This is a genomic window from Streptomyces sp. NPDC001781 (assembly GCF_053596035.1).
Genome location: NZ_JBSFFI010000013.1, coordinates 84,425 through 111,046, shown reverse-complemented (window position 1 = coordinate 111,046; position 26,622 = coordinate 84,425). Strand labels below are relative to the sequence as shown.

23 protein-coding genes are annotated in these 26,622 nt (G+C 72.7%); 12 read left to right on the top strand and 11 right to left on the bottom strand.

The features are described 5' to 3' along the window. Positions 1-57: 57 nt before the first annotated feature. From meaB to ACWCV3_RS14885, 3 genes are read right to left on the bottom strand one after another with little or no spacing between them, the layout of a single operon-like run. The gene (gene meaB / locus ACWCV3_RS14895) at positions 58-1,053 is read right to left on the bottom strand and encodes a methylmalonyl Co-A mutase-associated GTPase MeaB (protein WP_451223147.1); all 996 of its coding nucleotides are present in this window, start codon (positions 1,051-1,053) and stop codon (positions 58-60) included. 7 nt (positions 1,054-1,060) lie between these two features. Then, positions 1,061-3,235, bottom strand: a complete 2,175-nt coding sequence (gene scpA, locus ACWCV3_RS14890) for a methylmalonyl-CoA mutase (RefSeq protein WP_451223145.1) — start codon at positions 3,233-3,235, stop codon at positions 1,061-1,063. Beyond that, a complete protein-coding gene (locus ACWCV3_RS14885; RefSeq protein WP_451223143.1) occupies positions 3,235-5,040 on the bottom strand; it encodes a methylmalonyl-CoA mutase family protein in 1,806 nt (601 codons plus the stop codon). Before ACWCV3_RS14885 ends, scpA begins: the two co-directional genes overlap by 1 nt. Before the next feature lie 239 nt (positions 5,041-5,279). On the opposite strand from ACWCV3_RS14885, the gene ACWCV3_RS14880 reads away from it, so the two are divergent. The 7 genes from ACWCV3_RS14880 (at position 5,280) to ACWCV3_RS14850 (ending at position 13,139) form a co-directional block, all read left to right on the top strand. Further along, the gene (locus ACWCV3_RS14880; protein WP_030802931.1) at positions 5,280-5,663 is read left to right on the top strand and encodes a cell division protein SepF; all 384 of its coding nucleotides are present in this window, start codon (positions 5,280-5,282) and stop codon (positions 5,661-5,663) included. 135 nt (positions 5,664-5,798) lie between these two features. Then, the gene (locus tag ACWCV3_RS14875; RefSeq protein ID WP_451223140.1) at positions 5,799-6,965 is read left to right on the top strand and encodes an ATP-binding protein; all 1,167 of its coding nucleotides are present in this window, start codon (positions 5,799-5,801) and stop codon (positions 6,963-6,965) included. After that, positions 6,962-7,306 carry a nucleotide pyrophosphohydrolase gene (locus ACWCV3_RS14870; protein WP_451223139.1) on the top strand — a complete coding sequence of 115 codons (345 nt, stop codon included), beginning with the start codon at positions 6,962-6,964 and terminating at the stop codon, positions 7,304-7,306. The genes ACWCV3_RS14875 and ACWCV3_RS14870 overlap by 4 nt, the downstream gene beginning before the upstream one ends. 175 nt (positions 7,307-7,481) lie before the next feature. Then, positions 7,482-7,952, top strand: coding sequence for a DUF6099 family protein (locus ACWCV3_RS14865; RefSeq protein WP_451223137.1), 471 nt, complete (start codon positions 7,482-7,484; stop codon positions 7,950-7,952). 152 nt (positions 7,953-8,104) lie between these two features. Next, complete coding sequence (locus ACWCV3_RS14860) at positions 8,105-9,028, top strand: LLM class F420-dependent oxidoreductase (RefSeq protein WP_451223135.1); 924 nt, start codon at positions 8,105-8,107, stop codon at positions 9,026-9,028. 95 nt (positions 9,029-9,123) lie between these two features. Beyond that, positions 9,124-10,599 carry a 3' terminal RNA ribose 2'-O-methyltransferase Hen1 gene (locus ACWCV3_RS14855; RefSeq protein WP_451223133.1) on the top strand — a complete coding sequence of 492 codons (1,476 nt, stop codon included), beginning with the start codon at positions 9,124-9,126 and terminating at the stop codon, positions 10,597-10,599. Next, positions 10,596-13,139 carry a polynucleotide kinase-phosphatase gene (locus ACWCV3_RS14850; protein ID WP_451223131.1) on the top strand — a complete coding sequence of 848 codons (2,544 nt, stop codon included), beginning with the start codon at positions 10,596-10,598 and terminating at the stop codon, positions 13,137-13,139. The genes ACWCV3_RS14855 and ACWCV3_RS14850 overlap by 4 nt, the downstream gene beginning before the upstream one ends. Positions 13,140-13,147: 8 nt before the next feature. Here ACWCV3_RS14850 and ACWCV3_RS14845 read toward each other — a convergent pair whose 3' ends face one another. Then, positions 13,148-14,038 carry a hypothetical protein gene (locus ACWCV3_RS14845; protein ID WP_451223129.1) on the bottom strand — a complete coding sequence of 297 codons (891 nt, stop codon included), beginning with the start codon at positions 14,036-14,038 and terminating at the stop codon, positions 13,148-13,150. Then, entirely contained in the window at positions 14,035-15,123 is a 1,089-nt protein-coding gene (locus ACWCV3_RS14840; protein ID WP_451223127.1) for an SPFH domain-containing protein, read from the bottom strand. Before ACWCV3_RS14840 ends, ACWCV3_RS14845 begins: the two co-directional genes overlap by 4 nt. 131 nt (positions 15,124-15,254) lie before the next feature. On the opposite strand from ACWCV3_RS14840, the gene ACWCV3_RS14835 reads away from it, so the two are divergent. The 3 genes from ACWCV3_RS14835 (at position 15,255) to ACWCV3_RS14825 (ending at position 19,175) form a co-directional block, all read left to right on the top strand. Beyond that, complete coding sequence (locus ACWCV3_RS14835) at positions 15,255-16,478, top strand: arginine deiminase (protein ID WP_451223125.1); 1,224 nt, start codon at positions 15,255-15,257, stop codon at positions 16,476-16,478. 111 nt (positions 16,479-16,589) lie between these two features. Further along, positions 16,590-17,618 carry an ornithine carbamoyltransferase gene (gene argF, locus ACWCV3_RS14830; RefSeq protein WP_451223123.1) on the top strand — a complete coding sequence of 343 codons (1,029 nt, stop codon included), beginning with the start codon at positions 16,590-16,592 and terminating at the stop codon, positions 17,616-17,618. 111 nt (positions 17,619-17,729) lie between these two features. Beyond that, the gene (locus tag ACWCV3_RS14825) at positions 17,730-19,175 is read left to right on the top strand and encodes an amino acid permease (RefSeq protein ID WP_451223121.1); all 1,446 of its coding nucleotides are present in this window, start codon (positions 17,730-17,732) and stop codon (positions 19,173-19,175) included. Here the strand turns inward: ACWCV3_RS14825 and ACWCV3_RS14820 are convergent. Both ACWCV3_RS14820 and ACWCV3_RS14815 read right to left on the bottom strand, forming a co-directional pair. After that, the gene (locus ACWCV3_RS14820; RefSeq protein ID WP_451223119.1) at positions 19,138-19,587 is read right to left on the bottom strand and encodes an ATP-binding protein; all 450 of its coding nucleotides are present in this window, start codon (positions 19,585-19,587) and stop codon (positions 19,138-19,140) included. The genes ACWCV3_RS14825 and ACWCV3_RS14820 overlap by 38 nt on opposite strands. 298 nt (positions 19,588-19,885) lie before the next feature. Next, on the bottom strand, positions 19,886-20,698 hold the full coding sequence (locus ACWCV3_RS14815) for a PaaX family transcriptional regulator (protein WP_451223117.1): 813 nt from the start codon (positions 20,696-20,698) through the stop codon (positions 19,886-19,888). A 173-nt stretch (positions 20,699-20,871) separates the two neighbouring features. Between ACWCV3_RS14815 and ACWCV3_RS14810 the strand changes: the two genes are divergently transcribed. Next, entirely contained in the window at positions 20,872-21,297 is a 426-nt protein-coding gene (locus ACWCV3_RS14810) for a DUF6299 family protein (RefSeq protein ID WP_451223115.1), read from the top strand. Positions 21,298-21,336: 39 nt separating this feature from the next. On the opposite strand, the gene ACWCV3_RS14805 is transcribed toward ACWCV3_RS14810, so the two are convergent. Beyond that, on the bottom strand, positions 21,337-22,119 hold the full coding sequence (locus ACWCV3_RS14805) for a hypothetical protein (protein ID WP_451223113.1): 783 nt from the start codon (positions 22,117-22,119) through the stop codon (positions 21,337-21,339). Positions 22,120-22,236: 117 nt separating this feature from the next. On the opposite strand from ACWCV3_RS14805, the gene ACWCV3_RS14800 reads away from it, so the two are divergent. After that, positions 22,237-22,488: a DUF4287 domain-containing protein gene (locus ACWCV3_RS14800; RefSeq protein WP_451223111.1), complete on the top strand. Its 252-nt coding sequence runs from the start codon at positions 22,237-22,239 to the stop codon at positions 22,486-22,488. A 9-nt stretch (positions 22,489-22,497) separates the two neighbouring features. Here the strand turns inward: ACWCV3_RS14800 and ACWCV3_RS14795 are convergent, their stop codons facing one another. From ACWCV3_RS14795 to ACWCV3_RS14785, 3 genes are all read right to left on the bottom strand, one after another. Then, positions 22,498-24,552, bottom strand: a complete 2,055-nt coding sequence (locus ACWCV3_RS14795) for a phosphocholine-specific phospholipase C (RefSeq protein ID WP_451223109.1) — start codon at positions 24,550-24,552, stop codon at positions 22,498-22,500. Between the two features lie 218 nt (positions 24,553-24,770). Continuing rightward, positions 24,771-25,271, bottom strand: a complete 501-nt coding sequence (locus ACWCV3_RS14790) for a cupin domain-containing protein (protein WP_451223107.1) — start codon at positions 25,269-25,271, stop codon at positions 24,771-24,773. A 196-nt stretch (positions 25,272-25,467) separates the two neighbouring features. Next, a complete protein-coding gene (locus tag ACWCV3_RS14785; protein WP_451223105.1) occupies positions 25,468-26,412 on the bottom strand; it encodes an NADP-dependent oxidoreductase in 945 nt (314 codons plus the stop codon). Positions 26,413-26,622 lie beyond the last annotated feature (210 nt).

Below are 26,622 nucleotides of genomic sequence, written 5' to 3'. Positions count from 1 at the left end.
GACCAGGAGCGGCCCCCACCGGCTGTGGTGGAAGCCACTCTTCCGGTCACAGGGCTGTCACAGCGTCCCGTTCCGCTTCTCGAAGGCCCGCAGAATCCGGTCCGCCGCCAGGGTCGCCGTCAACGAGCCGTCCCTGACCTCCTGTTCGAGATCCGGTGCGATGCGCCTGACGTCGGGATCCGCGTGCAGCCGGCCGAGCAGCTCGTCGCGCACCATCGCCCAGGTCCAACGCACCTGCTGGTCACGGCGCTTGGCGGTCAGCCGGCCCGTGGAGTCCAGCAGGGCGCGATGCTGCTCAAGGCGTTCCCACACCGTGTCCAGTCCGCTCGCCTCCCGGGCACTGCAGTGCAGCACGGGCGGGGTCCAGAAGGCGTCCTTGCCGTGCATCAGGCGCAGTGCGCCCGCGAGTTCACGCGCCGCAGCTCGCGCGTCCTTCTCGTGCGGACCGTCCGCCTTGTTGACGGCGATCACGTCGGCCAGCTCCAGCACACCCTTCTTGATGCCCTGGAGCTGGTCGCCGGTGCGGGCCAGGGTGAGCAGCAGGAAGGAGTCCACCATGTCGGCGACCGCGGTCTCCGACTGGCCGACGCCGACCGTCTCCACCAGGACCACGTCGTATCCGGCCGCCTCCATGACCACGATGGACTCGCGGGTCGCCTTCGCCACCCCGCCCAGCGTGCCCGCGCTGGGGGAGGGGCGGACGAACGCGTGCGGGTCCACCGCGAGGCGCTCCATCCGGGTCTTGTCGCCCAGGATCGAGCCGCCGGTGCGCGTCGAGGACGGGTCCACCGCGAGCACCGCCACCCGGTGGCCCCGCTCGGTCAGCATGGTGCCGAACGCGTCGATGAACGTGGACTTGCCCACGCCCGGCACCCCGCTCACCCCGATCCGCCGCGCCCGCCCGCTGTGCGGCAGCAGCGCGGTCAGCAGCTCCTGCGCGAGCGCCCGGTGCTGCGGGCGGGTGGACTCGACCAGAGTGATCGCGCGAGCCACCAGGGCGCGCTTCCCGTCCAGCACGCCCTTCACATAGGTGTCGAGATCGATCGTGGCCATACCGGGCTCAGAGTTCGTGGCCGAGATCGGCGGCGAGCCGCCTCACCAGGTCGTGCGCCGCGTCCGGGATGACCGTGCCGGGCGGGAACACCGCGGTCGCGCCCATCTCCAGAAGCGTCGGCACGTCCTGCGGCGGGATCACCCCGCCCACCACGACCATGATGTCCTCGCGCCCCTCCTCGGCCAGCCTCTCCCGCAGCGCCGGGACCAGCGTGAGGTGACCGGCGGCCAGCGAGGACACCCCGACCACGTGCACGTCCGCCTCGACCGCCTGCCGGGCGACCTCGTCCGGGGTCTGGAACAGCGGGCCGACGTCGACGTCGAAACCGAGGTCGGCGAACGCGGTGGCGATCACCTTCTGGCCCCGGTCGTGCCCGTCCTGGCCCATCTTGGCGACCAGGATGCGCGGCCGGCGCCCCTCGGCCTCCTCGAAGGCGTCCACCAGGGCGCGAGTGCGGTCCACCGACGGGGACTCGCCTGCTTCGTTGCGGTACACACCTGAAATGGTACGGATCTGGCTCGCGTGCCGGCCGTACACCTTCTCCAGCGCGTCCGAGATCTCGCCCACCGTGGCCTTGGCGCGGGCGGCGTTCACCGCCAGCTCCAGCAGGTTGCCCTCGCCGTCCGCCGCCCGGGTCAGCGCGTCCAGCGCGTCCCGGCACGCGGTGTCGTCCCGCTCCGCGCGCAGCCGCCGCAGCTTCTCGATCTGCCGGGCGCGAACCGAGGAGTTGTCGACCTTGAGCACGTCGATCTGCTCGTCGGTGTCCACGCGGTACTTGTTGACGCCGATCACCGGCTGCCGTCCGGAGTCGATACGGGCCTGGGTGCGCGCCGCCGCCTCCTCCACCCGGAGCTTCGGGATGCCCGCGTCGATGGCCTGCGCCATGCCGCCCGCCGCCTCGACCTCCTGGATGTGCTGCCACGCCTTGCGCGCGAGGTCGTACGTCAGCCGCTCCACGTACGCGCTGCCGCCCCACGGGTCGATGACCCGCGTGGTGCCGGACTCCTGCTGGATCAGCAACTGGGTGTTGCGCGCGATCCGGGCGGAGAAGTCGGTGGGCAACGCCAGTGCCTCGTCCAGGGCGTTGGTGTGCAGCGACTGGGTGTGGCCCTGGGTCGCCGCCATCGCCTCCACGCAGGTGCGCGTGACGTTGTTGAACACGTCCTGCGCGGTCAGCGACCAGCCCGAGGTCTGCGAGTGGGTGCGCAGGGAAAGGGACTTGGCGTTCTGCGGGTCGAACTGCCTGACCAGCTTGGCCCAGAGCAGCCGGGCCGCCCTGAGCTTGGCGACCTCCATGAAGAAGTTCATGCCGATCGCCCAGAAGAACGACAGCCGGGGCGCGAACGCGTCGACGTCCAGCCCCGCCTCCCGGCCCGCCCGGATGTACTCCACGCCGTCCGCGAGGGTGTACGCCAGCTCCAGGTCGGCCGTCGCGCCCGCCTCCTGGATGTGGTAGCCCGAGATGGAGATCGAGTTGTACCGCGGCATCCGCTGCGAGGTGTACGCGAAGATGTCGGAGATGATCCGCATCGACGGCTTCGGCGGATAGATGTAGGTGTTGCGGACCATGAACTCCTTGAGGATGTCGTTCTGGATGGTCCCGGCCAGCTTCTCGGGCGGTACGCCCTGCTCCTCCGCCGCCACGATGTACAGCGCCAGTACCGGCAGCACGGCGCCGTTCATCGTCATCGAGACGGTCATCCGGTCCAGCGGGATGCCGTCGAAGAGCTGGCGCATGTCGAGGATCGAGTCGATGGCGACGCCCGCCATGCCGACGTCGCCCGTCACGCGGGGATGGTCGCTGTCGTAACCCCGGTGCGTGGGCAGGTCGAAGGCGACCGACAGCCCCTTCTGGCCGGCGGCCAGATTGCGCCGGTAGAACGCGTTGGACTCCTCGGCCGTGGAGAATCCCGCGTACTGCCGGATCGTCCAGGGCTGGTTGACGTACATCGTCGGGTACGGACCGCGCAGGTACGGCGCCATGCCCGGATACGTGTCCAGGAAGTCCAGGCCCTCCAGGTCACGGCCGGTGTACAGCGCCTTGACCTCGATGCCCTCGGGGGTCTCCCACAGGGGCTCACCGCCCCCGGTGTCCCGCTTGACGGCGGCACGCCACTCCTCGGCGCCGCCGTCGACGGACGGGGTGCCCAGCTCGATGCCGGAGAAGTCGGGGATTCCCATCAGGACACTCCCATGCGGTCGAGAGCCGCGGACAGGACGGCGACGGCGTCGCAGCCCGCGAAGACGTAGTGGTCGACGCCCGCGTACTCGGCGGGGCGGCCCGCCAGGTGGATCTGGCGGGCGCCCGCCGCGCGGAGGGCCTCGGCGGCCTGCTCGGCCTCCTCGGCGTAGCGGGCGTCGCTGGAGCAGAGCACGGCCTCGGTGGCGCCGCTCTCCTCGAAGTTCCCGCCGGTGACGGGTTCGATGCCGCCCGCCTGGAAGAGGTTGGCGGCGAAGGAGGCGCGGGCGGTGTGCTCGGCGGCCGGACCGAGGGTGGCGAGGTGGATTCGGGGGCGGGCGCCGGTCGCGGCCAGGTGGGCGTCGGAGCGGGCGCGCAGTGTCTCGTACGCCTCGTCCCGGCGCACGCGCGGGAGGCCGCCGGACGGGGGCTCGGGGGCGGGCTCGCGGCGCACCGGCTTCTCGTCCAGGAAGGGGAACTCGCTGACCCCGGTGATGGGTTCGCGTCGCCTGGCGAGCTTCGCGGACCGCTCCTGCCAGGTGCGGGCGAGGTCGTCGCGGAGCCGGCCGGAGCGCAACACGGCGGCCTGGCCGCCGTCCTGCTCGATCGTCCGGAAGAACGTCCAGGCGGCGTGCGCGAGTTCGTCGGTCAGCCGCTCCACGTACCAGGAGCCGCCCGCCGGGTCGACGACCCGTGCGAGGTGCGACTCCTCGACCAGGATCGTGGAGGTGTTGCGGGCGATGCGGCGGGCGAACGCGTCCGGCAGACCCAGCGCGTGGTCGAACGGCAGCACCGTCACGGAGTCGGCTCCGCCCACCCCGGCGGCCAGTGTGGCGACCGTCGTCCGCAGCATGTTCACCCACGGATCGCGCCGGGACATCATCACCGGACTGGTCACGGCGTGCTGCACCTGGGCGCCCGCTCCCGGCGCCCCGCACACCCCGGCGACCCGCGCCCAGACACGGCGCGCCGCGCGGAGCTTGGCGATGGTGAGGAACTGGTCGGCGGTCGCCGCGTACCGGAACTCGATCTGCACGGCCGCCTGTTCGGTGCTCAGCCCGGCCTCGGTCAGCTCCCGCAGATACGCCACGGCGGTGGCCAGTGAGGCGCCCAGTTCCTGCGCGGCCGAGCCGCCCGCCTCGTGGTACGGCAGCGCGTCCACGGTCAGCGCGCGCAGCCCCGGGTACGCGGCGGCACGGGCCGCGAGCGCGGCGAAGGGGGCGAAGTCCAGCGGGGTGCCGGTACGGGCCTCGTAGCCCAGCGGGTCGGCGCCCAGGGTGCCGCGCACCTGCTCGGGGGCGACGCCCCGCTCCTCGTACAGCTTCAGCAGCGCTTCCGCGGCCGCCTCGGTGTCGGCGCCGGCGTCCAGAGCCACGGGGGCGAGGTCCAGGTAGACGCCGTCGAGCGCGCGGCCGAGGTCCGCGACCGGGATGCCGCCCTCGCCGAGCACCAGCCACAGGGAGGTGACGCCGTTCTCCAGGTCGGTCAGCACCGAGCCGTCGGAGAGCGCCGCGTGCCGCTGCCGGACGTCCCAGCCGCCGGGGGTGTTGCCGACCGGGCGGCCACCGCGGGTGAACGGCGCGAAGCCGGGCAGGCCGGGGTCGGGCGCGGCGTCGCGCGATGTGTACAGCGGCCGGGTGCGCAGCCCGTCCTCGAGCGTGGTGGACAGGGCGTCCTCGACCGCCGCGCCGGAGACTTCCTTGCCGGACTTGCGCAGTACACCCTCGACCAGGCGTTGCCACTGCTCATGCGTCGCGTCAGGGAACTCGGCGGCCAGTGAGAGCCCGTCGTCAGGCAGGACCGTCATGCTCGGATGTTAGGGCAGGGCGCTCAGGTGACAGCAGCACGATGGCCTGTGACGTTCCCCTCGTTGCGGTTGTGATCCGGGCCGCCCTCGGCCCCTGGCGGCGCCGTGCGCACGTCAGATGCGCCGGACGCCGGATCAGGACCGAGTCGCACAGTGTGTCGTTGTTGGGCCGAACGGGTGACTTGGCGTAAGAATTGGCTGGTGCAGGCATCGAAAGCGAGTCAGGTCAGGGGGAGCCGGTGAGCCGTTACGACGTCACCGATGAACAGTGGGAAGGGCTCGCCCAGGTCGTGCCGCTGCGAGGCCGGGACGCTTGGCCGTCCGCGGTCAGCCACCGGACGCTCCCGGACGCGGACACCGAGACGCGCCGCCGGTTCGTCGTCCTGCGGGTCAACATCTTCGCGGACGCCCGCGACGTCGCCGAGACGCTGATGGCGGGGGTTCCGGTGCTGCTGGACCTGTCCGGCGCCGAGGGCGATGTGGCCAAGCGGGTGCTGGACTTCAGTACCGGTGTGGTGTTCGGGCTGGCCAGCGGGATGCACCGGGTGGACCGCAACGTCTTCCTGCTGACGCCGCCGGGGACCGAGGTCAGCGGGCTGATGGACATGGAGGCGTCGGGCTGAGGGCCGCTCCTTCGTAGGTTCTTAGGACGGTTGGGCCGAGCGGGTGGTGCGCCGGGGGCGGGGGCGGTCGCCCGATCGTGGGAAGGTCCGGGGAGAAAACGGTTCGCCCCGCGAGGGCGGTCCTACGGTCCGCTCATGTCGGTCATCTCCCTCCCCACACCCCCTCCGGCCCCGTTCCCCGAGGGGTACGACGTGCGCGCCCGGATCACCGAGCTGCGGCTGTCCGCGTTCGCCGGGCACCGCCGGGCCGCGTTCCCGCTGGGCGCCGTCACCCTGTTCGCAGGGCCCAGCGGCTCCGGCAAGTCCACCGCGCTCGCCGCCTACGAGGCACTCGCGCGGCTGGGCGGCGGAGCCGCGCTGGAGGAGGTGTTCCCCGATCCGGCGGCCTGGGTGCCGGACCGGGCCCGGCCGGACGCCGAGGGGCGCCGCGGGTTCCGGATCGGCTGCACGGCGGACGGCGCCGGGGGTCCGGTGCAGCTCGACGTGGCCGTGCAGGCCGAGCCCCGGCTGCGCATCGTGGGCGAGCGGCTCAGCGCGGACGGGGTCGTGCTGCTGGAGACGGCGCTGCGCGATCCGGGGCGTCCTGCCGTGCAGGCAGCCTGGCACACGGCGGGCGCCGCGCCGGTGACCCGGGCGCCGCTCCCGGACGACGTGCTGGGCACGACTCTGCTGCCGTTGCGGGTGGCCGGGAAGACGGACGGGCAGCGCCGGGTGCTGGCCGCCGCCGAGCAGATGGTGGTCGCGCTTCGCTCGGTCTTCCCCTGCGATCCCGCGCCGGCCCGTATGCGCGTCCCGGTGCCGGCCGGTTCGGGCCGGCTGCTGCCGGGCTGCGACAACCTGGCCGACGTGCTGAGCCGGACCCGTACCGAATGCGGCCGCAGACACGCCCGGTTGGTCGAGGTGGTGCGCGCCGGGTGCGCGGGCCCGGTGACCGACCTGGCCGCCGAGCGGCTGCGGGACGGCACGGTACGGGCGCTGCTCGACCGGGGCCACGGCCACCGCACGGAGCTGGCCCGCCTGGGCGACGGCGAGCTGCGCTACGTCGCACTGGCCCTGGTCCTGCTGACCGGGCCCGGGGTGCTGGAGGTGGACGCGCCGGGGGAGGTGCCGGACGCGCTGCGCACCCTCACCGTGCTGGCCGACGGCTTCGACCGCTGCCTGGACCCCGGTCAGCGGACCGAACTCCTCGCCACGGCGGCCCGGATGGGTGAGCGGGGACACATCCGCTGCGTGGGCGCGATCAGCGATCCGGGCTGGGCCGCGGGGGCGGCGGGTGTCACGGTGGTACACCTGAGGCCGTGACCGAACACCCCGATCTGGCCGGACTCCAGCGCAGGCTCACCGAGTTCGCCGCCGCCCGCCACTGGCAGCCCTTCCACACCCCGAAGAACCTCGCCTCCGCCCTCAGTGTGGAGGCGGCCGAACTGGTCGAGATCTTCCAGTGGTTGACCCCGGACGAGTCCGCCGCCGTCATGTCCGATCCCTCCACCGCCCACCGGGTCACGGACGAGGTGGCCGACGTCCTCGCCTATCTCCTCCAGTTCTGCGAGGTCCTGGGAATCGATCCCCTGGCCGCCCTCGCGGCGAAGATCGAGCGGAACGAGGAGCGGTTCCCGGCGCCCGGAGCGGAGAGCGCCACCTGACCGATCGTCCGGACTCGTGCACTCCACTATCACTCTGCGGAGTCAATTTCTCTGCCGATTCCGAATTGTTGTCCACAGATTTCCGGCTTCCTCTGGCTTTTCGCACCAAGTGGCGTCACTCTGGGTAGTGAAGACGTATGTGCGGTCGAACGGATGGACGGGGACGGGGCGGCGGATGGACGCGTTACGGCTCATCGAGGTCGGCAGAGCGGCGTTGGTGGCAGGTGCCGACGCGGCGGGGACTCTGCGGGAGGTGTGGCAGGCGCAGGCTCTGTCGCAGGCGATCGGCAGCAGGCTGGCGGTGTCCGGGCCGCCGGAACTGCGGGGGGAGGCGCTGGGGCTGATGGAGCTGGCGGGGCGGGGGTGCGGGGTGCTGGACCCGCCCGAGCTGGACACCGGGGACCTGCTCGCGGCCCGGCTCACCGAGCTGGCCGATGCGCGCCGGACCCTGCTGGGCCTGTGCGGACTGCTGGGGGAGGTCGGCATGGCTCTGGTCGCCGTCGCCAGCGGGGCCTCCGACGAGGCGGTGTACTGGCAGTGCATGGAAGCCATCGACGCGGCGGACGAGTCCCGTGACCGGGTGCTGGAGATGCTGCGCAAGCTGGCTGCCAGGGAGGAGCTGCTGCCTGAGGGGGAGCGGGGCTGAGCGGCCCGGGGCGGGACCCGCGCGGACGAGCCCGCGCGTCGGCGCCACAGGGGCCGGGACCAGGGCCCGTGCCGGGGTGCCGGAAGGCCGGGACCAGGCCCGCCGTGGTGCCGATGCTGCTCACCGGGCCGATGGCGGGCAGGATGGAGGTCATGGACTTCCGCATCTTCACCGAGCCCCAGCAGGGGGCCACCTACGACACCTTGCTCACCGTGGCGAAGGCCACCGAGGACCTCGGGTTCGACGCCTTCTTCCGTTCCGACCACTACCTGCGCATGGGCGGCGGCAGCGGCCTGCCCGGGCCCACCGACGCCTGGATCACGCTCGCCGGACTCGCCCGCGAGACCAGCCGCATCCGGCTCGGCACCCTCATGACCGCCGGTACCTTCCGGCTGCCCGGCGTGCTCGCCATCCAGGTCGCCCAGGTCGACCAGATGTCCGGCGGCCGGGTCGAACTCGGTCTCGGCGCGGGCTGGTTCGAGGAGGAGCACAAGGCGTACGGCATCCCCTTCCCGAAGGAGAAGTTCGCCCGCCTGGAGGAGCAGCTCGAGGTCGTCACCGGACTGTGGGCCACCGAGGCCGGCAAGACCTACGACTTCCACGGCACCTACTACGACCTCACCGGGTCCCCCGCGCTGCCCAAGCCCGCCCAGCACAGGATCCCGGTGCTCATCGGCGGCCACGGCGCCAAGCGCACCCCGCGTCTCGCGGCCCGCTACGCCGACGAGTTCAACATCCCCTTCGCGTCCCTGGAGGACACCGAGCGCCAGTTCGGCCGGGTCCGCGCCGCCGCCGAGGAGGCCGGCCGCGCGCCCGGCTCCCTGGTGTACTCCAGCGCCCTGGTCGCCTGCGTCGGCCGGGACGACGCCGAGGTGGCCCGCCGGGCCGCCGTCATCGGCCGCGAGGTCGACGAGCTGAAGGCCAACGGCCTGGCCGGCACCCCGGCCGAGGTGGTCGAGAAGATCGGCCGTTACCAGGAGGCCGGTTGCGAGCGCGTCTACTTCCAGATGCTCGACCTCGACGACCTGGACCAGCTCGAACTGATCTCGGCCGAGGTCATGCCCCAGGTCTCCTGACACCCGCCGCCGGAGCCCGCCGGCCGGCGAGAGGCGGGCTCCGGCTCCGGGAAAACCTGTGGTCGACGCGTCCGAGAACCGGGAGACTCGGACACGTGTTCCTGACGATCTCCACACGCGGCACCGCCGCCACCCCGGCCACCGACCTCGGGTTCCTGCTGCACAAGAACCCCGGCAATCCGCAGACGTTCAGCACGTCCCACGGGACCGCGCACGTCTTCTACCCCGAGGCGGAGGTCGAGCGCTGCACGGCCGCGCTGCTGCTGGAGGTCGATCCCATCGCGCTGATCCGGCGCGGCAAGGGCAAGGGCCGCGGCGGCGCCCCCGACGCGGCCCTCGGCCAGTACGTCAACGACCGCCCATACGCGGCCTCCTCGCTCCTCGCCGTGGCGCTCAGCGCCGTCTTCTCCACCGCTCTGCGCGGGGTGTGCAAGGCCCGCCCGGAGCGCGCCGCCGCCCCGCTGCCGCTGCGCATCGAGGTGCCCGCCGTCGCCGCGAAGGGCGGCCCGGACCTGGTGCGCGCCCTGTTCACCCCGCTCGGCTGGGACGTGACCGCCGAACCGGTCGCGCTGGACGCCGAGTTCCCCGGCTGGGGTGACTCCCGCTACGTCCGCCTGGTGCTGGAGTCGGAGCGGCTCACCCTCGCCGAGGCGCTGCGCCACCTCTACGTCCTGCTGCCGGTGCTGGACGACGCCAAGCACTACTGGGTCTCCCCGGACGAGGTCGACAAGCTGCTGCGCGCCGGTGAGGGCTGGCTGTCCGGCCACCCCGAGCACCGGCTGATCACCAACCGCTACCTCTCCCGCCGCTGGTCGCTGACCCGGCAGGCGATGGAGCGGCTGGAGCTGGTGCGCCTGGCCGAGACCGATGACAGCGAGGTCGAGGACATCGACAACGCCGTCGGGGCGGACACCGAGGCGGAACCCCGGCCCACCCCGCTCGCCGTCCAGCGCCGGGAGGCGATCCTTGCCGGACTGCGCGAGGCGGGGGCCGCGCGCGTGCTCGACCTCGGCTGCGGCGAGGGCCACCTCGTACGGGAGCTGCTGCGGGACACCCGCTTCACCGAGATCACCGGCGTCGACGTGTCCGCGCGCGCCCTCGCCATCGCCGGCCGCCGCCTCAAGCTGGACCGCATGGGGGAACGGCAGGCGTCCCGCGTCCGGCTGCTCCAGGGCTCGCTCACCTACACCGACAAGCGGCTCACGGGCTACGACGCGGCCGTGCTCAGCGAGGTGATCGAGCATCTCGACCTGCCCCGGCTGCCCGCGCTCGAGTACGCCGTGTTCGGCGCGGCCCGCCCGCGCACCGTCCTGGTGACCACGCCGAACGTCGAGTACAACGTCCGCTGGGAGACCCTGCCCGCCGGGCACGCCCGGCACGGCGACCACCGCTTCGAGTGGACTCGCGCCGAGTTCGCCGCCTGGGCGGCCGGCGTCGCCGAACGGTACGGCTACACGGCCGAGTCGCGCCCGATCGGACCTGACGAACCCGAGGTCGGACCGCCCACCCAGATGGCCGTCTTCCACCGAGAGACCACCGAGCAGGACGAGAAGGAGGCGAAGGCCGCATGAGCGGGACCAGCACGGGACGGGCGCTGCCCGTCACCGACCTCTCCCTCGTCGTCCTCGTCGGTGCCACCGGTTCCGGCAAGTCGACCTTCGCCCGCAAGCACTTCGCGCCCACCGAGGTGATCTCCTCCGACTTCTGCCGGGGCCTGGTCGCCGACGACGAGAACGACCAGAGCGCGACCGGTGACGCCTTCGACGTCCTGCACTACGTCGCGGGCAAGCGGCTCGCCGCCGGACGTCGCACCGTCGTCGACGCCACCAGCGTCCAGCCGGACGCCCGGCGGCAGTTGGTCGAGCTGGCCAAGCAGCACGACGTGCTGCCCATCGCCATCGTGCTCGACGTGCCCGAGGAGGTGTGCGCCGAGCGCAACGCCGCCCGACCCGACCGCGCGGGCATGCCCCGCCGGGTGATCCAACGGCACACCCGCGAACTCCGCCGCTCCCTCAAGCACCTGGAGCGCGAGGGCTTCCGCAAGGTGCACGTGCTGCGCGGGGCCGCCGAGGTCGAGGGCGCCACGATCGTCACCGAGAAGCGGTACAACGACCTCACCCACCTCACCGGCCCCTTCGACATCGTCGGCGACATCCACGGATGCTCCGCCGAACTGGAGTCGCTGCTGGTCAAGCTGGGCTACACCGACGGTGTCCACCCCGAGGGCCGTACCGCGGTGTTCGTCGGCGACCTGGTCGACCGGGGTCCGGACAGCCCCGCCGTGCTGCGGCGCGTGATGGGCATGGTCGCGGCCGGGACCGCTTTGTGCGTGCCCGGCAACCACGAGAACAAGTTCGGCCGCTACCTCAAGGGCCGTAGCGTCCAGCACACCCACGGCCTCGCCGAGACCGTCGCCCAGATGGAGGGCGAGAGCGAGGAGTTCAGGGACGAGGTGCGCCGCTTCGTCGACGGCCTGGTCAGCCACTACGTGCTCGACGGCGGCCGGCTCGTGGTCTGCCACGCCGGCCTGCCGGAGAAGTACCACGGCCGCACCTCCGGCCGGGTCCGCTCGCACGCGCTCTACGGCGAGACCACCGGCGAGACCGACGAGTTCGGGCTGCCCGTGCGCTACCCGTGGGCCGAGGACTACCGGGGCCGCGCGGCCGTGGTGTACGGCCACACGCCGGTGCCGGAGGCCACCTGGCTCAACAACACCATCTGCCTCGACACCGGCGCCGTCTTCGGCGGCAAGCTGACCGCGCTGCGCTGGCCGGAGCGCGAGATCGTGGACGTCCCTGCCGAGCGGACCTGGTACGAGCCGGTCCGGCCCCTGCGCGTCGACGCGCCCGGCGGCCAGGACGGACGGCCGCTGGACCTGGCCGACGTCACCGGCCGGGGCGGGGTCGAGACGCGGTACCTGGGCCGGGTCGCCGTGCGCGAGGAGAACGCGGCCGCCGCACTGGAGGTGATGAGCCGCTTCGCCGTCGACCCCCGCCTGCTGCCGTACCTGCCGCCGACCATGGCACCGACGCCCACCTCGCGGGAGGACGGCTACCTCGAGCACCCTGCCGAGGCGTTCGCGCAGTACGCGCGGGACGGGGTCGGGCGAGTCGTGTGCGAGGAGAAGCACATGGGCTCCCGCGCCGTGGCCCTCGTCTGCCGGGACGCGGCGACCGCCGCCAGGCGGTTCGGGGTGGGGGAGGGGCCCACAGGCGCGCTCTACACCCGTACCGGGCGGCCGTTCTTCGACGACGGCGCGGTGACCGAGGAGCTCCTCGGCCGGCTCCGCGCGGCGGTCACCGAGGCGGACCTGTGGGAGCGCCTCGACACCGACTGGCTGCTGCTGGACGCCGAGTTGATGCCGTGGTCGCTGAAGTCCGAAGGGCTGCTGCGCCGCCAGTACGCCGCCGTGGGCGCCGCCTCCGGTGCCGTGTTCCCGCCCGCGCTCGCCGCGCTGGAGGCGGCCGGGGCCCGTGGCGCCGACGTGTCGGCACTGCTGGCCCGGCAGCGTGAACGCGCCGCCGACGCGGCCGCGTTCACCGACGCCTACCGCCGCTACTGCTGGCCCACCGAGGGTCTCGACGGCGTCCGCCTCGCCCCCTTCCAGGTGCTGGCGGTACGCGGGCGCAGCCTCGCCGCGCTGCCGCACGACGAGCAACTCGCGCTGCTGGACCGGCTGGTGGAGCACGACACCTCCGGCCTGCTCCAGACCACCCGGCGCCTGTACGTCGACACCGGCGACCCGGAGTCGGTTCGGGCGGGCGTCGACTGGTGGCTGGAGATGACCGGCCGGGGCGGCGAGGGCATGGTCGTCAAGCCGCTCGGCGCGCTCGTCCGCGACGGGCAGGGCCGGCCGGTGCAGCCGGGCGTCAAGTGCCGGGGCCGCGAGTACCTGCGGATCATCTACGGCCCCGAGTACACGCGCCCGGACAACCTGGCCAAGCTGCGCCGGCGGTTCCTCAACCACAAGCGGTCGCTGGCGGTCCGCGAGTACGCCCTCGGCCTGGAGGCCCTGGACCGCCTCGCCGACGGGGAGCCGCTGTGGCGGGTGCACGAGGCGGTGTTCGGCGTCCTCGCGCTAGAGTCGGAGCCGGTGGACCCGCGGCTGTAGGCGCGGACTCAGCCCACCAGCCGCAGCCGCCGCCCGCACACGCCCACCCGCACCGTCTGCCCCCAGGTCAGCTGGAGTGCGTCGGACTCGATGCCGTCGCCGAAGGCGATCAGGCGGTCGGACTCCACGGTCAGCGTCAGGGACGCCGAGGCGGTGAGGTCGCCCCCCACCAGGCTCGTGCCGGTGGCGGGGGACGGCCACGCCTCACGGACGAACCACAGCAGCCGGTCCTCGGCCGGCGCCGGCAGGGGCAGGGTGCCGCCCCGCTCCTGCCACACCGACCGGAGCCAGCCGGTGGCCCCGGTCCCGGTGCCCACCAGGACCCCGGAGGATGCCTGGGCCTCGACGGCACCCCTGTCGCCGTCGAGGCCCAGGCGGTATCGGGCGGTCTGGTGGCCCGGCGCGCCGAGGTAGATCTCGTTCAGCGCCACCAGCCGCTGCGTGTCGTCGGTGACCGCCTCGACCATGGTCAGCTCGTCCACCGCGCCCCCTGCCGAGGTCAGCAGGGCTGCGGCGTCGCGCGACCGGTGCCGCACCAGCACGCCGGGGTTGCGCCCCGGATCGGTGTCGATGCCGATCACCGGCTGGCCGTGCAGGTACTTGGCGGCGTTCGCCACCAGTCCGTCCTGGCCCACCACCACGACCACGTCCTCGGGCGCGAAGAGGAAGCGGTCCAGGTCGGCCCGCTCCACGAGCGCCCGGCGCCAGTTCAGCGGGACGGCGGCGGTCACCTCGGCCAGGGCGCGGCGCGCGCGGCGGTGGCGCTCCGCGACCTCCTCGATGTCCCGGCCGCGCGAGGAGAGGAAGAACGCGGCCTGTCCGTGTGTACCGTGCCGGGCCACCAGCTCCTCGTACTCCGTGGTGCGGTGCACCAGCACGGCGCGCGGGGCGAGGCTCACGGCGTGCCGTCCGGTGTCTCGCCGCTCAGCCGGGCGAGCAGCCCGGTCAGTACGTCGGGGGAGACGGTCACGCTGTCGATGCGCGGCAGGTTCTCCGCGAGCCGGGCCGCGGTGAGCGCCCGCAGCGCCTCGGCGCCGTCGACGCCGGCCTCGGTGTGCACCCGCAGCCATGCCGCCCGTTCCTGAGCCCGTGCCTCGCCGGTCTCGCGGGCGGCCTCGGCCTGGGCGCGGGCGATCCGCACCGTCCGCTCCGCCTCGGCCTCCGCCAGCCGGGCCGTCCGCGTGGCCTCGGCCTCGGCCAGCGTCACCGACCGGGCCGCCTCCGCCCGCGCGCGCACCGCGTCGGCCGCTGCTTCCTCCTCCGCCTCGCGGCGGGCGTTGGTGCCCCGCTGCTCCACCAGCCGCTCCTCGCGGCGGGCGAGTTCGATGCGGCTGGCCAGCTCGTTCTCCGCGATGGCACGCTCCCGCTCGACCGCTACGGCCCGCCGTTCGTAGGTCGCGCGGTCGGCCTCCTGCTGGACCTGCTCGCGGGCCGGGGTGCGCAGCGCCCGCTCCACTTCCGGCTCGGGGCGCAGCGCCATCACACGCACCGCGACCACCTCGATGCCGGTGGCCGGCAGCCGGGGCTCGGCGCCCAGCCCGGCGGTGACGCGCTCGCGCACCGCCGCCGCGCCGTCCACCAGCGCCGCCGCGAGGGGCGTGCGGGCCAGCACGTCCAGCGCGTGCTGCTGTGCCGTCTCGGTGAGCAGGGTGCCGAGCTGTTCCAGTGGGGCACCGCGCCAGACGCCGGTGTCCGGGTCGATGGAGAAGTCCAGGCGGGCGGCGGCGGTGGCCGGGTCGGCGATCCGGTAGGTCACCGTCGCGGTGACCGCCACGTCCTGGAAGTCGTGGGTGCGGGCGTGGAAGGTCATCGCCAGTTCCCGGTCGTCCACCGGCACCTCGGAGAGCGCGGCGGTCAGCGGCCGGAACCAGAAGCTGAGCCCCGGCCCGTCGTGCACCAGCGTGCCCGAGCGATGGTGCCGGATGTGCGCCGTGGGCACACCGCGCAGGTGGCGCCAGCCGAGGCGCCGGGTGATGTCGGCCATGGGAACCCCTCACTTCTCGTCATGAGGACGATAAGCGGGGTGACCTGTTCTCGTCAATAGGACGAAAAGGAGGGAGCGCGGAAACCACCGAGAGACGAGTGAACGCGCCCCCCGGCGGCCAGGATGAAGGCATGGCATTCCACGTCGACTCCGAGGCCGGGCGGCTGCGCCGGGTGATCCTGCACAGGCCGGACCTCGAACTCAAGCGACTCACCCCCAGCAACAAGGACGCCCTGCTCTTCGACGACCTGCTCTGGGTGCGCCGGGCGCGGGCCGAGCACGACGGCTTCGCCGACGTCCTGCGCGACCGGGGGGTCGAGGTGCACCTCTTCGGCGACCTGCTCACCGAGACCCTCGCCGCCCCGGAGGCCCGCGCCCTGGTGCTGGACCGCGTCTTCGACGAGAAGGAGTACGGTCCCCTCGCCACCGACCACCTGCGCACCGCCTTCGACGCGATGGCCCCGGCCGAGCTGGCCGAGGCGCTGGTCGGCGGCATGACCAAGCGGGAGTTCCTGGCCGGCCATCCCGAGCCGGCCTCGGTCCGCTTCCACGTGATGGAGCTGGACGACTTCCTGCTCGGTCCGCTGCCCAACCACCTCTTCACCCGAGACACCTCGGCGTGGATCTACGACGGCGTCTCCATCAACGCGATGCGGTGGCCCGCCCGGCAGCGGGAGACCGTGCACTTCGAGGCGATCTACCGGCACCACCCCCTCTTCACGAAGGAGGGCTTCAACATCTGGTCGCGCGGCCAGGCCGACTACCCCTCCACCATCGAGGGCGGTGACGTGCTGGTGATCGGCAACGGCGCCGTGCTGATCGGGATGAGCGAGCGCACCACCCCGCAGGCGGTCGAGATGCTCGCGCACAAGCTGTTCGCGGCGGGCTCCGCGCGGACCATCGTGGCGCTGGACATGCCCAAGCGGCGCGCCTTCATGCACCTCGACACCGTGATGACCATGGTCGACGGCGACACCTTCACCCAGTACGCCGGGCTCGGCATGCTGCGTTCGTACACCATCGAACCCGGCGTCGGGGAGTGCGAGCTGAAGGTCACCGACCATCCGCCGGAGCACATGCACCGGGCCATCGCCGCCGCCCTGGGCCTCGGTGAGATCCGGGTGCTCACCGCCACCCAGGACGTGCACGCCGCCGAGCGCGAGCAGTGGGACGACGGCTGCAACGTCCTCGCCGTCGAGCCGGGCGTCGTCGTCGCCTACGAGCGCAACGCCACCACCAACACCCATCTGCGCAAGCAGGGCGTCGAGGTCATAGAGATCCCGGGCAGCGAGCTGGGGCGGGGCAGGGGCGGGCCGCGCTGCATGAGCTGCCCGGTCGAGCGCGACCCCGTGTAGGAACGCCCGCCATGTGAGTCTGCGCATAATCATGCCGCATCCTGAATAGAAATGCCGAGGCTCGTATAGAATTACCGGAGTCAGTGCACCGCGTACCCCTGGAGCGCCCCCATGGCGACAGTCCCGACCGCCCTCACCGGCCGCCACTTCCTCAAGGAGCTGGACTTCACGGCCGAGGAGTTCCGCGGGCTGCTCGCGCTGGCCGCCGAGCTGAAGGCGGCCAAGCGGGCCGGGACCGAGACGCGGTACCTGACCGGCCGCAACATCGCCCTGATCTTCGAGAAGACCTCGACGCGCACCCGCTGCGCCTTCGAGGTCGCCGCGGCCGACCAGGGCGCGCACACCACCTACCTCGACCCGGCCGGCTCCCAGATCGGGCACAAGGAGTCCGTCAAGGACACCGCCCGCGTGCTGGGCCGGATGTACGACGCCATCGAGTACCGGGGGCACGGCCAGGGCGTCGTCGAGGAGCTGGCCGCCTACGCGGGCGTGCCCGTCTACAACGGGCTCACCGACGAGTGGCACCCCACCCAGATGCTCGCCGACCTGCTCACCATCACCGAGCACACCGACAAGCCGCTGGAGAGCGTCGCCTTCGCGTACCTGGGCGACGCCCGCTACAACATGGGCAACTCCTACCTCGTCACCGGCGCCCTGCTCGGCATGGACGTCCGCATCGTCGCCCCCCGGCTGCTCTGGCCCGACGAGACCATCGTCGCGCTGGCCCGCCGGCTCGCCGACGTCTCCGGCGCCCGCGTCACCCTCACCGAGGACGTGAAGGAGGGCGTGCGCGGGGCCGGCTTCGTCGCCACCGACGTCTGGGTGTCCATGGGGGAGCCCCAGCAGGTCTGGGACGAGCGCATCGGTCTGCTCGGCCCGTACGCCGTGACCATGGACGTGCTGCGCGCCACCGGCAACCCGGACGTGCGCTTCCTGCACTGCCTGCCCGCCTTCCACGACCTCGGCACCACGGTCGGCCGCGAGATCCACGAACGGTACGGACTGACCGAGCTGGAAGTCAGCGACGAGGTCTTCGAGTCCGAGCACTCGGTGGTCTTCGACGAGGCGGAGAACCGGATGCACACCATCAAGGCCGTGCTGGTCGCCACCCTCCGGGATGCGTCACAAACCCTTGCGTGACGCGCCTCACCTGGCCTTATCCTGACCGACGGCCTGGCCCCCACCTGCGTGCCGCGCCGACGCAGCGGCCCGATCGGGCCGTCCGCACCACCAGAAACGAGCACCACCCGCATGCCCGCTCCCCGCATCAAGTCCCCACAGCTGCTCGTCGCCGAATCCGGCGCCGACCGCGAGGGCCATGGTCTGAAGCGCACGATGGGCCTCTTCCAGCTCATCTGCTTCGGTGTCGGCGCCATCGTCGGCACCGGCATCTTCGTCGGTCTCTCCGACTCCGTCGCGCAGGCCGGACCCGCCGTGGTCGTCTCCTTCGTCCTCGCCGCGATCACGTGTGTGTTCACCGCCTTCTCCTTCGCGGAGCTGGGCGGCGCGATACCGGTCTCCGGTTCCTCGTACTCCTTCGCCTACGCCGGTCTCGGCGAGTCCACCGCCTTCCTGGTCGGCTGGTGCCTGCTGCTGGAGTACGGCATCTCCATCTCGGCCGTCGCGGTCGGCTGGAGCCAGTACGTCAACGAACTCCTGCACAGCCTCACCGGCTGGCAGCTCCCCGCCGCGCTGTCCGCCGGACCCGGCGACGGCGGCGTGGTGAACCTGCCCGCCGTCGTCGTCATCGCCATGGCCGCCGTGCTGCTGGTACGCGGCGTGCGCGAGAGCGCGCGGGCCACCGCGGCGATGGCCGCCGTGAAACTCGTCATCCTGATCGCGTTCTGCGCCATCGGCTACAGCGCGTTCAAGGACGGCAACCTCACCCCGTTCTCCCCGGCGGGCCTGGGCGGCATCGGCGCGGGCACCACCGCGGCCTTCTTCTCGTACATCGGCTTCGACGCCATCACCACGGCCGGCGAGGAGGCGAAGAACCCGCGCCGGGACATCCCGGTGGCGATCCTCGTCTGCATGGGCCTGGTCACCCTGCTGTACTGCGCCGTCGCGGTCGCCGCGATCGGCGCCATCGGCGCCCACCAGGTCGGCGGCCGCCCCGCCGCGCTGTCGTACGTGGTCAACATGGTCACCGGCTCCACGGTCGGCGGCGGTGTCATCGCCTTCGGCGCGGTCGTCGCCATCGCCTCGGTGGTGCTCGCCGTGATGTACGGCCAGACCCGCATCCTGCTGTCGATGTCCCGCGACGGACTGATCCCGCGCGTCTTCGAGAAGGTGTCCCCGAGGACCTCCACGCCGGTGGCGGGCACGCTCATCGTCGCGGTCGTCTTCGCCGTCCCCGCGGCCTTCGCCTCGCTCGACTCCGTGGTGAACCTCTGCACCATCGGCACGCTCGCCATCATGGCCGTCGTCAACATCGCGGTGATGGCCCTGCGCCGCCGCGAGCCGGGCCTCAAGCGCAGCTTCCGGGTGCCGCTGTACCCCGTCGCGCCGCTGCTCGGCATCGCCTTCTGCCTCTACCTGATGTACGAGACGGGCTGGCAGACCTGGGTGCAGTTCGCGGTCTTCCTCGCGGTGGGCCTCGGCGTGTACCACGCCTACGGCCGCCGGCACTCCACGCTGGGCCGCGCCGAGGCGGCCGGGGTCACGCCGAACGCTGAGCGGGAACGACAGGCAGTCTGAACCACACCGCCTTGCCCGACGAGGTGGGGCGGTGACCACAGGACGAACTGAGGGCGCGGATCAGCAACAGGCCGCGCCCTCCTTCCTGCCAGGGGTCGGGCTCCTCGATCACCGGCCGGGTGAGATGGCCGGGCGGCTCCGGGTCGGGATCGTGCACCTCGACCTGGCAGCCGGTCGGCCGCAGCTCCACCACCAGCTCGATCGGACCGCCGCCCGCGGTGTGCTCCACCGCGTTCGCCACCAGCTCGGCGGTCAGCAGCTCCGCCGTGTCGCAGTCGGCCATGTGCTCCACCTCGGCCAGGGCCGACCGCACCAGGGCACGCGCGACCGGCACCGCCGCGGCGGTGTGCGGCAGCGCGATGCGCCAGGAGGCCGATTCGGTGGGGCGTTCGTACACGGCGGGTCCGTTCATGGAGCAGGCTGTCCTGCCTTCGACTGTAGGAAATGGTACGGGTCCGGCCCTCGAAACCCTCGGTGGCCGCCGGCCGGAACCATAGGGGTCGGTACCCGTCCGCAGGCCGCGCCGAACGCCTCACCACCCCCAGCCGTAGCTGCTGTTACGTCCCTGTCGATCACCGGTGACACCCGTGACGGGACGGTCGCGCCAAGCGGCCGGCCACCCCCGCCGAGTGACCACAGTCACAGCCCGGGGGCACCCGTTTCGGCCGTCCGGTGCCACGGAGCGAGCGACCGGTCACCGGCCGCCGCGCTCACACCCCGACGAAGGCCGCGCCCGCGTCCCGCAGCCGGTCGTGCAGCGCCCTGAACACCCGCGCCGAGCGCGCCCCCGGCCAGTCGGCGGGCAGCAGCCGGGCAGGCAGGCCCGGGTCGGCGCCGGGCAGCCCGCGCCACGAGTCCAGGGCCAGCAGATAGTCCCGGTAGGCGTCCTCGGCCGGGGTGTCCGGCCGCTCCTCCCAGGCGCGCAGCACCGGCGCGTGCGCCGCGAGGAACCGCTCGTGCTCCGCGGCGATGGCCGGCAGGTCCCACCACCGGCCGACCGCCTCCGCCGTGGGAGCGAACCCCAGATGATCGCCCCGGAAGAGGTCCACATAGACGTCCAGGCCCAGCAGGCCCAGCATGTGCCGGGCCTCCTCGTACAGCCGCGCCGGGGCTATCCACACCCCCGGCGCCGCCGCGCCGAAGCCCAGCGCGGCCAGCCGGGAACGCAGCACGTGCCGCTTCTGCCGCTCCGACTCGGGCACCGAGAACACCGCGAGCACCCACCCCGCGTCCTCGGCGCACCCGGTGGACTGAATGCGCCGGTCGTCCGCGCTCAGTAACCGCCGCGCCTCCTCAGACAGCTCGTACCCCGCCGCGCCCCCGGCGGTGCGGGCCGGCAGCAGCATGCCGCGCCGCTTGAGCCGGGACACCGAGGAACGCACCGAGGGCGCGTCCACCCCGACGGCGGCCAGCAGCCGGATCAGCTCGGCGACGGGCACCGGGCCCGGTACGGAGCGGCCGTAGGCTCCGTACAGCGTGACGATGAGGGACCTGGGTGCGTGCTGCTCGGACACGTTGATCATTTTAGATTGTCGGCATACCTGCTGGTCACCATCAGTGCGCGGGCCCGGAACGGGTTACGGGGACGACTGCGCCCGGCCCATTGACGCGCCACCGATGGGGTGACGGTCGCGGGCCGCGCCCGGCGCCGCCGGTACCTGTGGGAGCCCCCACCCCCCACACCGGGAGGCATCCGATGCCCGTACGCCCCGTCCTCGCCGCCGCGCTCGGCGGCGCCGCGCTGCTGTGCGCCCTCGCCGCCCCGGCCGTCGCGGCCCCCGGCGAGAGCGTCACCGTCGACTCCGCCGCCCGCCTGGCGGCCGACGGCACCGTCACACTTTCCGGCACCTACCGCTGCCTGCCCGGCACCGGCCCGGTCTTCGTCAGCTCCTCCGTCAGCCAGGCCGATCCGCGCGTCCGGCACGGCATCGGGGGCGGGGCCGCGCGCTGCGACGGCGTGGAGCACCGGTGGGAGAACTCCGGGAAGGTCTCCTCGGAGACGCTCCAGGCGGGCACCGCGCACGTCCAGGCCCAGGTGACGGAGCTGCGCCCGGGCGGACTCGTGCCGGTTCCCGTGTTCCACGCCGGCCAGGACCGGGACATCACACTCGTCCGGAGCTGACCCCTGCGCCGGCGGCACGTCCGGGGCATGACCCGCCGGTCAGGGCGGAGGCATCCGCCCGGTGTGCCGCCGCCACTCCAGCCGGGCCGTCTCCAGCTCGGCGCGGGCCTCGGCCAGGCGGGGGTTGTCCTTGTTGCGGGCCTCGATCCCGGCCAGCCGCTCGCGTGCCCGGTCGACCGCCTCGGTGTCCTGCTCCAGCAGCTCACGGTCGTGCCGCGCCTGCTTCAACCGCTCCGGCAGGGTGGCGCGGAAGGTGTTCTCCCTGGCCACCGCGCGCTGCACCGCGTCACCGAAGTCCCGCACCCGGTCCTCGGTGAACCCCCTGGCCTCCTCGCCCTCGCCGGTACGTCGCGGGTAGTTCGTCCGCTCGGGGGTGCCGTCGGCCTGGAGGACATAGAGGTAGTAGGCGCTGTCGCCGGACTCCAACCTGACCCGGAGTCCGGCCAGTTGCAGGGACCGCGCGGCCCCGGTCGGTGGCCGCTTGACCAGCGTGTGCTCATACAGGGTCAGTTCACCCAGGGTGCCGAGCTGCTTGCCGCGGCCGGGCTTCTCCAGCCCGGCGACCCGGTCCGCGGCCGCGCTGAGGTCCCGCTCCCGGTTCTGCTCGGCCTGCTCCAGCCCGGCCCGCGCGCCGGACTCCTCCGAGCGGGCGATCTCCTCCAGGCTGCGCACGTTCGCCCGCGCCTGGGCCAGCGGGCGCCGGTCCTCGGCATGCCTCGGCAGAAGCGCGAGAGCGAGGCTGCCCGGAAACCTCCGCGCGCGGACGCGCACCGCCCAGCCGGCCAGTGCCGCCGCAAGCAGCACCACGATCACGTACGCCATGCGCCCCCCAAAGGCTGCCGACACCGCCCGCTGACTGTTACTGCTCGGCGGACGATGACGGCAAACTGGCGCATGCCACACAGGGGTTGGTGACATACGGATCGAGCCGCCGCTCAGGTGAAGGCGTCGCGCGGCGCGGACGGCGGCGTCTTCTCCGACCAGTCGAGCACGCCCCCGAAGGGCCTCACCGGCTACTTCCCCGCCATCGAGAACGGGCGCCCGGCAGCGGAGTGGAAGAACCTCGTCCGCACCTCCCCGCTGACCAGGCACATGGAACGCGTCGCCTGGCTCAGGACCGAGCACGGCCTCGGCCGCGGACACGCCGACGCGCCGGTGGCGCACACCCAGGCCGAGGGCGCGGGCCGGTAGTCCGCGTGATCACACCGTGGCGGTCGCCGGGTCGCTCGTGCTGGGCGCCCCCGTCTCGACGTGCCCGGCGAACCGGCGTACGAAGGCGCCGTCGCCGCTCGCGGTGACCGTGACGTCGTACCAGCGGTTCCCGGCGGCCACCCCCCAGCCCCTGACGACCCGGGAGGCGCCGGGCTGAACGGTGTACGTGTGATGCCGGGCCGGAGCGTAGGCGTCGGTGGCGGTGAAGGTGACGGCGTCGTCGCCCGCGTTGGTGAAGGTCAGGGTCACCTGCCCGGTGGCCTTGTCGTGCCGGGCGGTGACCTCCGGGCCGACGGCGGAGTTGGTGCCGGCCAGGCGGCGCAGGAAGCCGTTGGGGCCGAACACCGAGAAGTCGTAGCAGCTGCCCGGCAGCGCCCAGCTGTCCGTCAGGCTCTTGCCCGCCTCGACCGTGTACGGCCAGGGCCCGTCGGTACGGGTGGCCGACGTGACGTGGAAGGCGGCCCCCGCGGTGCCGAGCGCGGCGAACGTGAACCGCATCCGCCCGCCGACCGCCTTGGTGTCCACGGCCAGGTCGTACGGCAGGGCCCGCGCGCTCCGCGTCCCGCGCTCCTGCTTCGGCAGCGTTCCGGCGGCCGGGGGCACGGGCACGTAGTCGCCGGGGTTGGAGTGGTCCGGCGGCCGGTACCCGCTGGTGTCGGGCAGCCCGGCGGCCGCGGTGTCGCCGCGGGAGAAGTCGAAGGCCGAGGTGAGGTCGCCGCAGACGGCGCGCCGCCAGGGCGAGACATTGGGGTTGCGCACCCCGAACCGCTTCTCGACGAACTGCACGATCGAGGTGTGGTCGAAGGTCTGCGAACAGACCCAGCCCCCGGTGCTCCAGGGCGAGACGACGAGCATCGGCACGCGTGGACCGAGACCGTACGGTCCGGCCGCGTACCCGGATGAGCCGCCGAACAGCTCCTTCGACACATCCGCGGTGGACAGCCCGCGCGCGGCGGAGGCGGGCGGGAAGGGCGGTACGACGTGGTCGAAGAAGCCGTCGTTCTCGTCGTAGGTGAGCAGCAGAACGGTGCGGCTCCAGACGTCCGGGTCAGAGGTGAGGGCGTCCAGGACCTGGGAGATGTACCAGGCACCGTAGTTGGCAGGCCAGTTGGGGTGTTCGCTGAACGCCTCGGGGGCGGCGATCCAGGAGACCTGGGGGAGGGTGCCGGCGGCCACGTCGGCGCGCAGGCGGTCGAAGTAGCCGTCGCCGTTCGCAGCCTTGGTGCCGGTGCGGGCGCGGTCGTAGAGGGGGTCACCGGGCCTGGAGTCGCGGTACTGGTCGAAGAACAGCAGGGAGTTGTCACCGTAGTTGCCGATGAACGCGTCGCCGGTCCACCCCCAGCCGCCGGCCGCGTCCAGCCCGGTGCCGGTGTCCTGGTACACCTTCCAGGAGACGCCCGCCTGCTGGAGGATCTCCGGGAAAGTGGTCCAGGAATACCCGGCCTCCTCATTCCCGAGTACCGGCCCGCCACCCTTGCCGTCGTTCCCGGAATAACCGGTGTACATGTAGTAACGGTTCGGATCCGTGGAACTCAGCATCGAGCAGTGGTACGCGTCGCAGACGGTGAACGCGTCCGCGAGCGCGTAATGGTACGGAATGTCGGCGCGGGTCAGATAGGCCATCGTCGTCGTGGACTTGGCGGGAATCCACTTGTCGTAGAGGCCACCGTCGAACGCGGCGTGCGTCCCCGCCCAGCTGTGGTCCAGATCCTGGAGGAACCGCATCCCGAGCCGGTCGGTGTCCGGCCGGAACGGCAGCGTCTCCCGTCCGGCCCCGTCGGCCTGGTGGAACACGCTCTTCCCCGAAGGAAGTCCGACCGGCCGCGCGTCCCCGAACCCCCGCACCCCTCTCAGCGTGCCGAAGTAGTGGTCGAAGGACCGGTTCTCCTGCATCAGCACGACGACGTGCTCCACGTCGGCGAGCGTACCGCTCCGCACAGCGGGCGCGATCGAGGCCGCCCGCGCGATCCCGTCGGACAGCTGCGTGGCGGCCGCGCTTCCGGCGGCGATCTGCAAGAACCTGCGACGGCTGACATCGGGCACGGAGCATTCTCCTCGAATTCACGCACCGTTCTCGCGCGGGCGTTTCTACGCATTGCAGCGAGAGCTGAACAGTGCAGCGCAGCACCTGTCGCATTGTCAATGGGGAGCTGGGATTGTCGTCTCAAGTGCTCCGGCACTCGACCCGGACTGCCTCTCCCGGGTACGTCACCCCGTCGACCGGTGTCCGGGCCAAGCGCGGATCACGGGACAGCCCTTGGTCACAGGAACTCGCTCCGGTAGGCCGGGGCCAACTCGGCCGCGCGGCGGCGGCGCTCGGCGAGGTCGGCCTGGGACAGCCGGGGCGGGGGCGCGTCCTTGCCCGCGACGGCATCGCCGATACGGGTGAAGTACTCGTCCTGGCCGGCGGGTGTGCACATGCACAGCATGCGGGCCGGCGCCCCCGATGCGTTGCGGAAGTTGTGCGGCGCGTTGGCCGGGATGTTGATCGTGGACCCGGCCCGCACGGTGTGCTTGTCGCCGCGGAAGGTGAACTCGATCTCGCCCTCGAGGACCGTGAACATCTCCTCGAAGTCGTGCCGGTGCGGCGGCGGGCCGCCACCGTCGGGGACGCGCATATCGATCAGGCAGTACCTGCCGTCGGTCTGCTCGCCGGTGATCAGCATGGCGTACGTGTTGCCCACCAGGGATATGTACGGGGTGCCGGGGTCGTCGGGGTCCGCCACGGTCAGCGCGCGGGACAGGTCGTCGTCAGGGATCATCGGGGTCTTCTCCTTCAAAGGTCGGTCAGTTGAGGGCAGGGGGAGCCGGCGCACCCGCGTCCGCCTGCCGGGGGCTCGCGTGGATCGCCGTCCGAGGCGGCCCTCTGACGGTGAACGTGGTGCCCGCCGGGCGGATCGCGGAAGGCGCCGGGCACCCGGACCGTCTCCGGGATCCGCGCACAGGGCGGTGTCCGTGTCAGCCGGCGGACGCGACGATGACCACCTTGCCGTGCAGCTCGCCCGCTGCGGCGCGGGCGTGGACCGAGGGCAGCTGCGCCAGCGGCACTCGCTGTGCCACGTCGACCCGCAGAGTGCCGGAGTCGACCAGTGCCACCAGTCGTGACAGCTGTTCGGCGTCGCTCTCGACGAACAGGTCGACACCGCGCACGCCGCGTCGTTCGTCCCCGGGCGCAGGCATCCACACCGTGGTGTTCACCAGCACCCCACCGGGACGGATCAGGGCGGGCAGCGCGGCCAGCCGAGACGGTTCGACCGGCGCGAGGTTGAGGACGACGTCGACCGGTTCGGTCACCGCCGCGCTCACCTCGGTGACGGTGTGGTCGACGACCTCGTCGGCACCCGCCGCCACGACGCGCTCGTGGCTGCGCGGCCCGGCCGTGGCGATCACGTGGGCGCCGGCGTTCTTGGCCAGCTGTACGGCGTAGCCGCCGACCGCGCCGCCCGCACCGTTGACGAGCACGCGCTGCCCCGCCGTCAGCTTCGCGTGATCGAAGAGGGCTTGCCAGGCGGTCAGCCCCACCAACGGCAGCGCGGCCGCGTCGGGCAGCGGAATGCTCCGAGGCGCCGGCGCCAGGACCGCGGCCGGAGCCACCACGTACTCCGCGGCCGCGCCGTCGCCCGTCATCGGCAGGAAGCCGACGACCCGGTCGCCGGCTTCGACGCCGGCCACGCCCTCACCCAGCGTGTCGACCGTGCCGGAGACGTCGATGCCGGGAGTGTGCGGCAACGCCACCGGGATGGGGCCCTGCATGAAGCCCCCGCGGATGTTGCCGTCGACACCGTTGAACGATGTCGCGGCGACCCGGATGAGAACCTCCCCGGCGCCGGGGGTGGGCCGCTCGACGTCCTCGTGCCGCAGGACGCTCGGGTCGCCGTACTCGTGGAAACGCACTGCCTTCATGGAAATCCTCGTCTTCCGATGCACGCGAGGTGCTTCGCTCCCGAAGCACTCCTGGGTCGAGCCCTGCTTCCTGTGCGAAGCAACGACTCTTCACGGGTGAGCAGGCCGGCCGGACTGCGAGGCCCGGAGCGCCCACGACGGGCAGGAGCCGAAGCTCCGGGTCCGCGGTGAGGGACCTGCCGCGCAGGTCGTGTCCCGGCCTCGCTGTCC

Bases quoted from the DNA above. Each gene is read 5' to 3' on its own strand.
- meaB (WP_451223147.1), bottom strand. From the start codon at position 1,053: ATGGCCACGATCGATCTCGACACCTATGTGAAGGGCGTGCTGGACGGG.
- scpA (WP_451223145.1), bottom strand. From the start codon at position 3,235: ATGGGAATCCCCGACTTCTCCGGCATCGAGCTGGGCACCCCGTCCGTC.
- ACWCV3_RS14885 (WP_451223143.1), bottom strand. From the start codon at position 5,040: ATGACGGTCCTGCCTGACGACGGGCTCTCACTGGCCGCCGAGTTCCCT.
- ACWCV3_RS14875 (WP_451223140.1), top strand. From the start codon at position 5,799: ATGTCGGTCATCTCCCTCCCCACACCCCCTCCGGCCCCGTTCCCCGAG.
- ACWCV3_RS14865 (WP_451223137.1), top strand. From the start codon at position 7,482: ATGGACGCGTTACGGCTCATCGAGGTCGGCAGAGCGGCGTTGGTGGCA.
- ACWCV3_RS14860 (WP_451223135.1), top strand. From the start codon at position 8,105: ATGGACTTCCGCATCTTCACCGAGCCCCAGCAGGGGGCCACCTACGAC.
- ACWCV3_RS14850 (WP_451223131.1), top strand. From the start codon at position 10,596: ATGAGCGGGACCAGCACGGGACGGGCGCTGCCCGTCACCGACCTCTCC.
- ACWCV3_RS14840 (WP_451223127.1), bottom strand. From the start codon at position 15,123: ATGGCCGACATCACCCGGCGCCTCGGCTGGCGCCACCTGCGCGGTGTG.
- ACWCV3_RS14835 (WP_451223125.1), top strand. From the start codon at position 15,255: ATGGCATTCCACGTCGACTCCGAGGCCGGGCGGCTGCGCCGGGTGATC.
- argF (WP_451223123.1), top strand. From the start codon at position 16,590: ATGGCGACAGTCCCGACCGCCCTCACCGGCCGCCACTTCCTCAAGGAG.
- ACWCV3_RS14825 (WP_451223121.1), top strand. From the start codon at position 17,730: ATGCCCGCTCCCCGCATCAAGTCCCCACAGCTGCTCGTCGCCGAATCC.
- ACWCV3_RS14820 (WP_451223119.1), bottom strand. From the start codon at position 19,587: ATGAACGGACCCGCCGTGTACGAACGCCCCACCGAATCGGCCTCCTGG.
- ACWCV3_RS14815 (WP_451223117.1), bottom strand. From the start codon at position 20,698: ATGATCAACGTGTCCGAGCAGCACGCACCCAGGTCCCTCATCGTCACG.
- ACWCV3_RS14810 (WP_451223115.1), top strand. From the start codon at position 20,872: ATGCCCGTACGCCCCGTCCTCGCCGCCGCGCTCGGCGGCGCCGCGCTG.
- ACWCV3_RS14805 (WP_451223113.1), bottom strand. From the start codon at position 22,119: ATGGCGTACGTGATCGTGGTGCTGCTTGCGGCGGCACTGGCCGGCTGG.
- ACWCV3_RS14790 (WP_451223107.1), bottom strand. From the start codon at position 25,271: ATGATCCCTGACGACGACCTGTCCCGCGCGCTGACCGTGGCGGACCCC.
- ACWCV3_RS14785 (WP_451223105.1), bottom strand. From the start codon at position 26,412: ATGAAGGCAGTGCGTTTCCACGAGTACGGCGACCCGAGCGTCCTGCGG.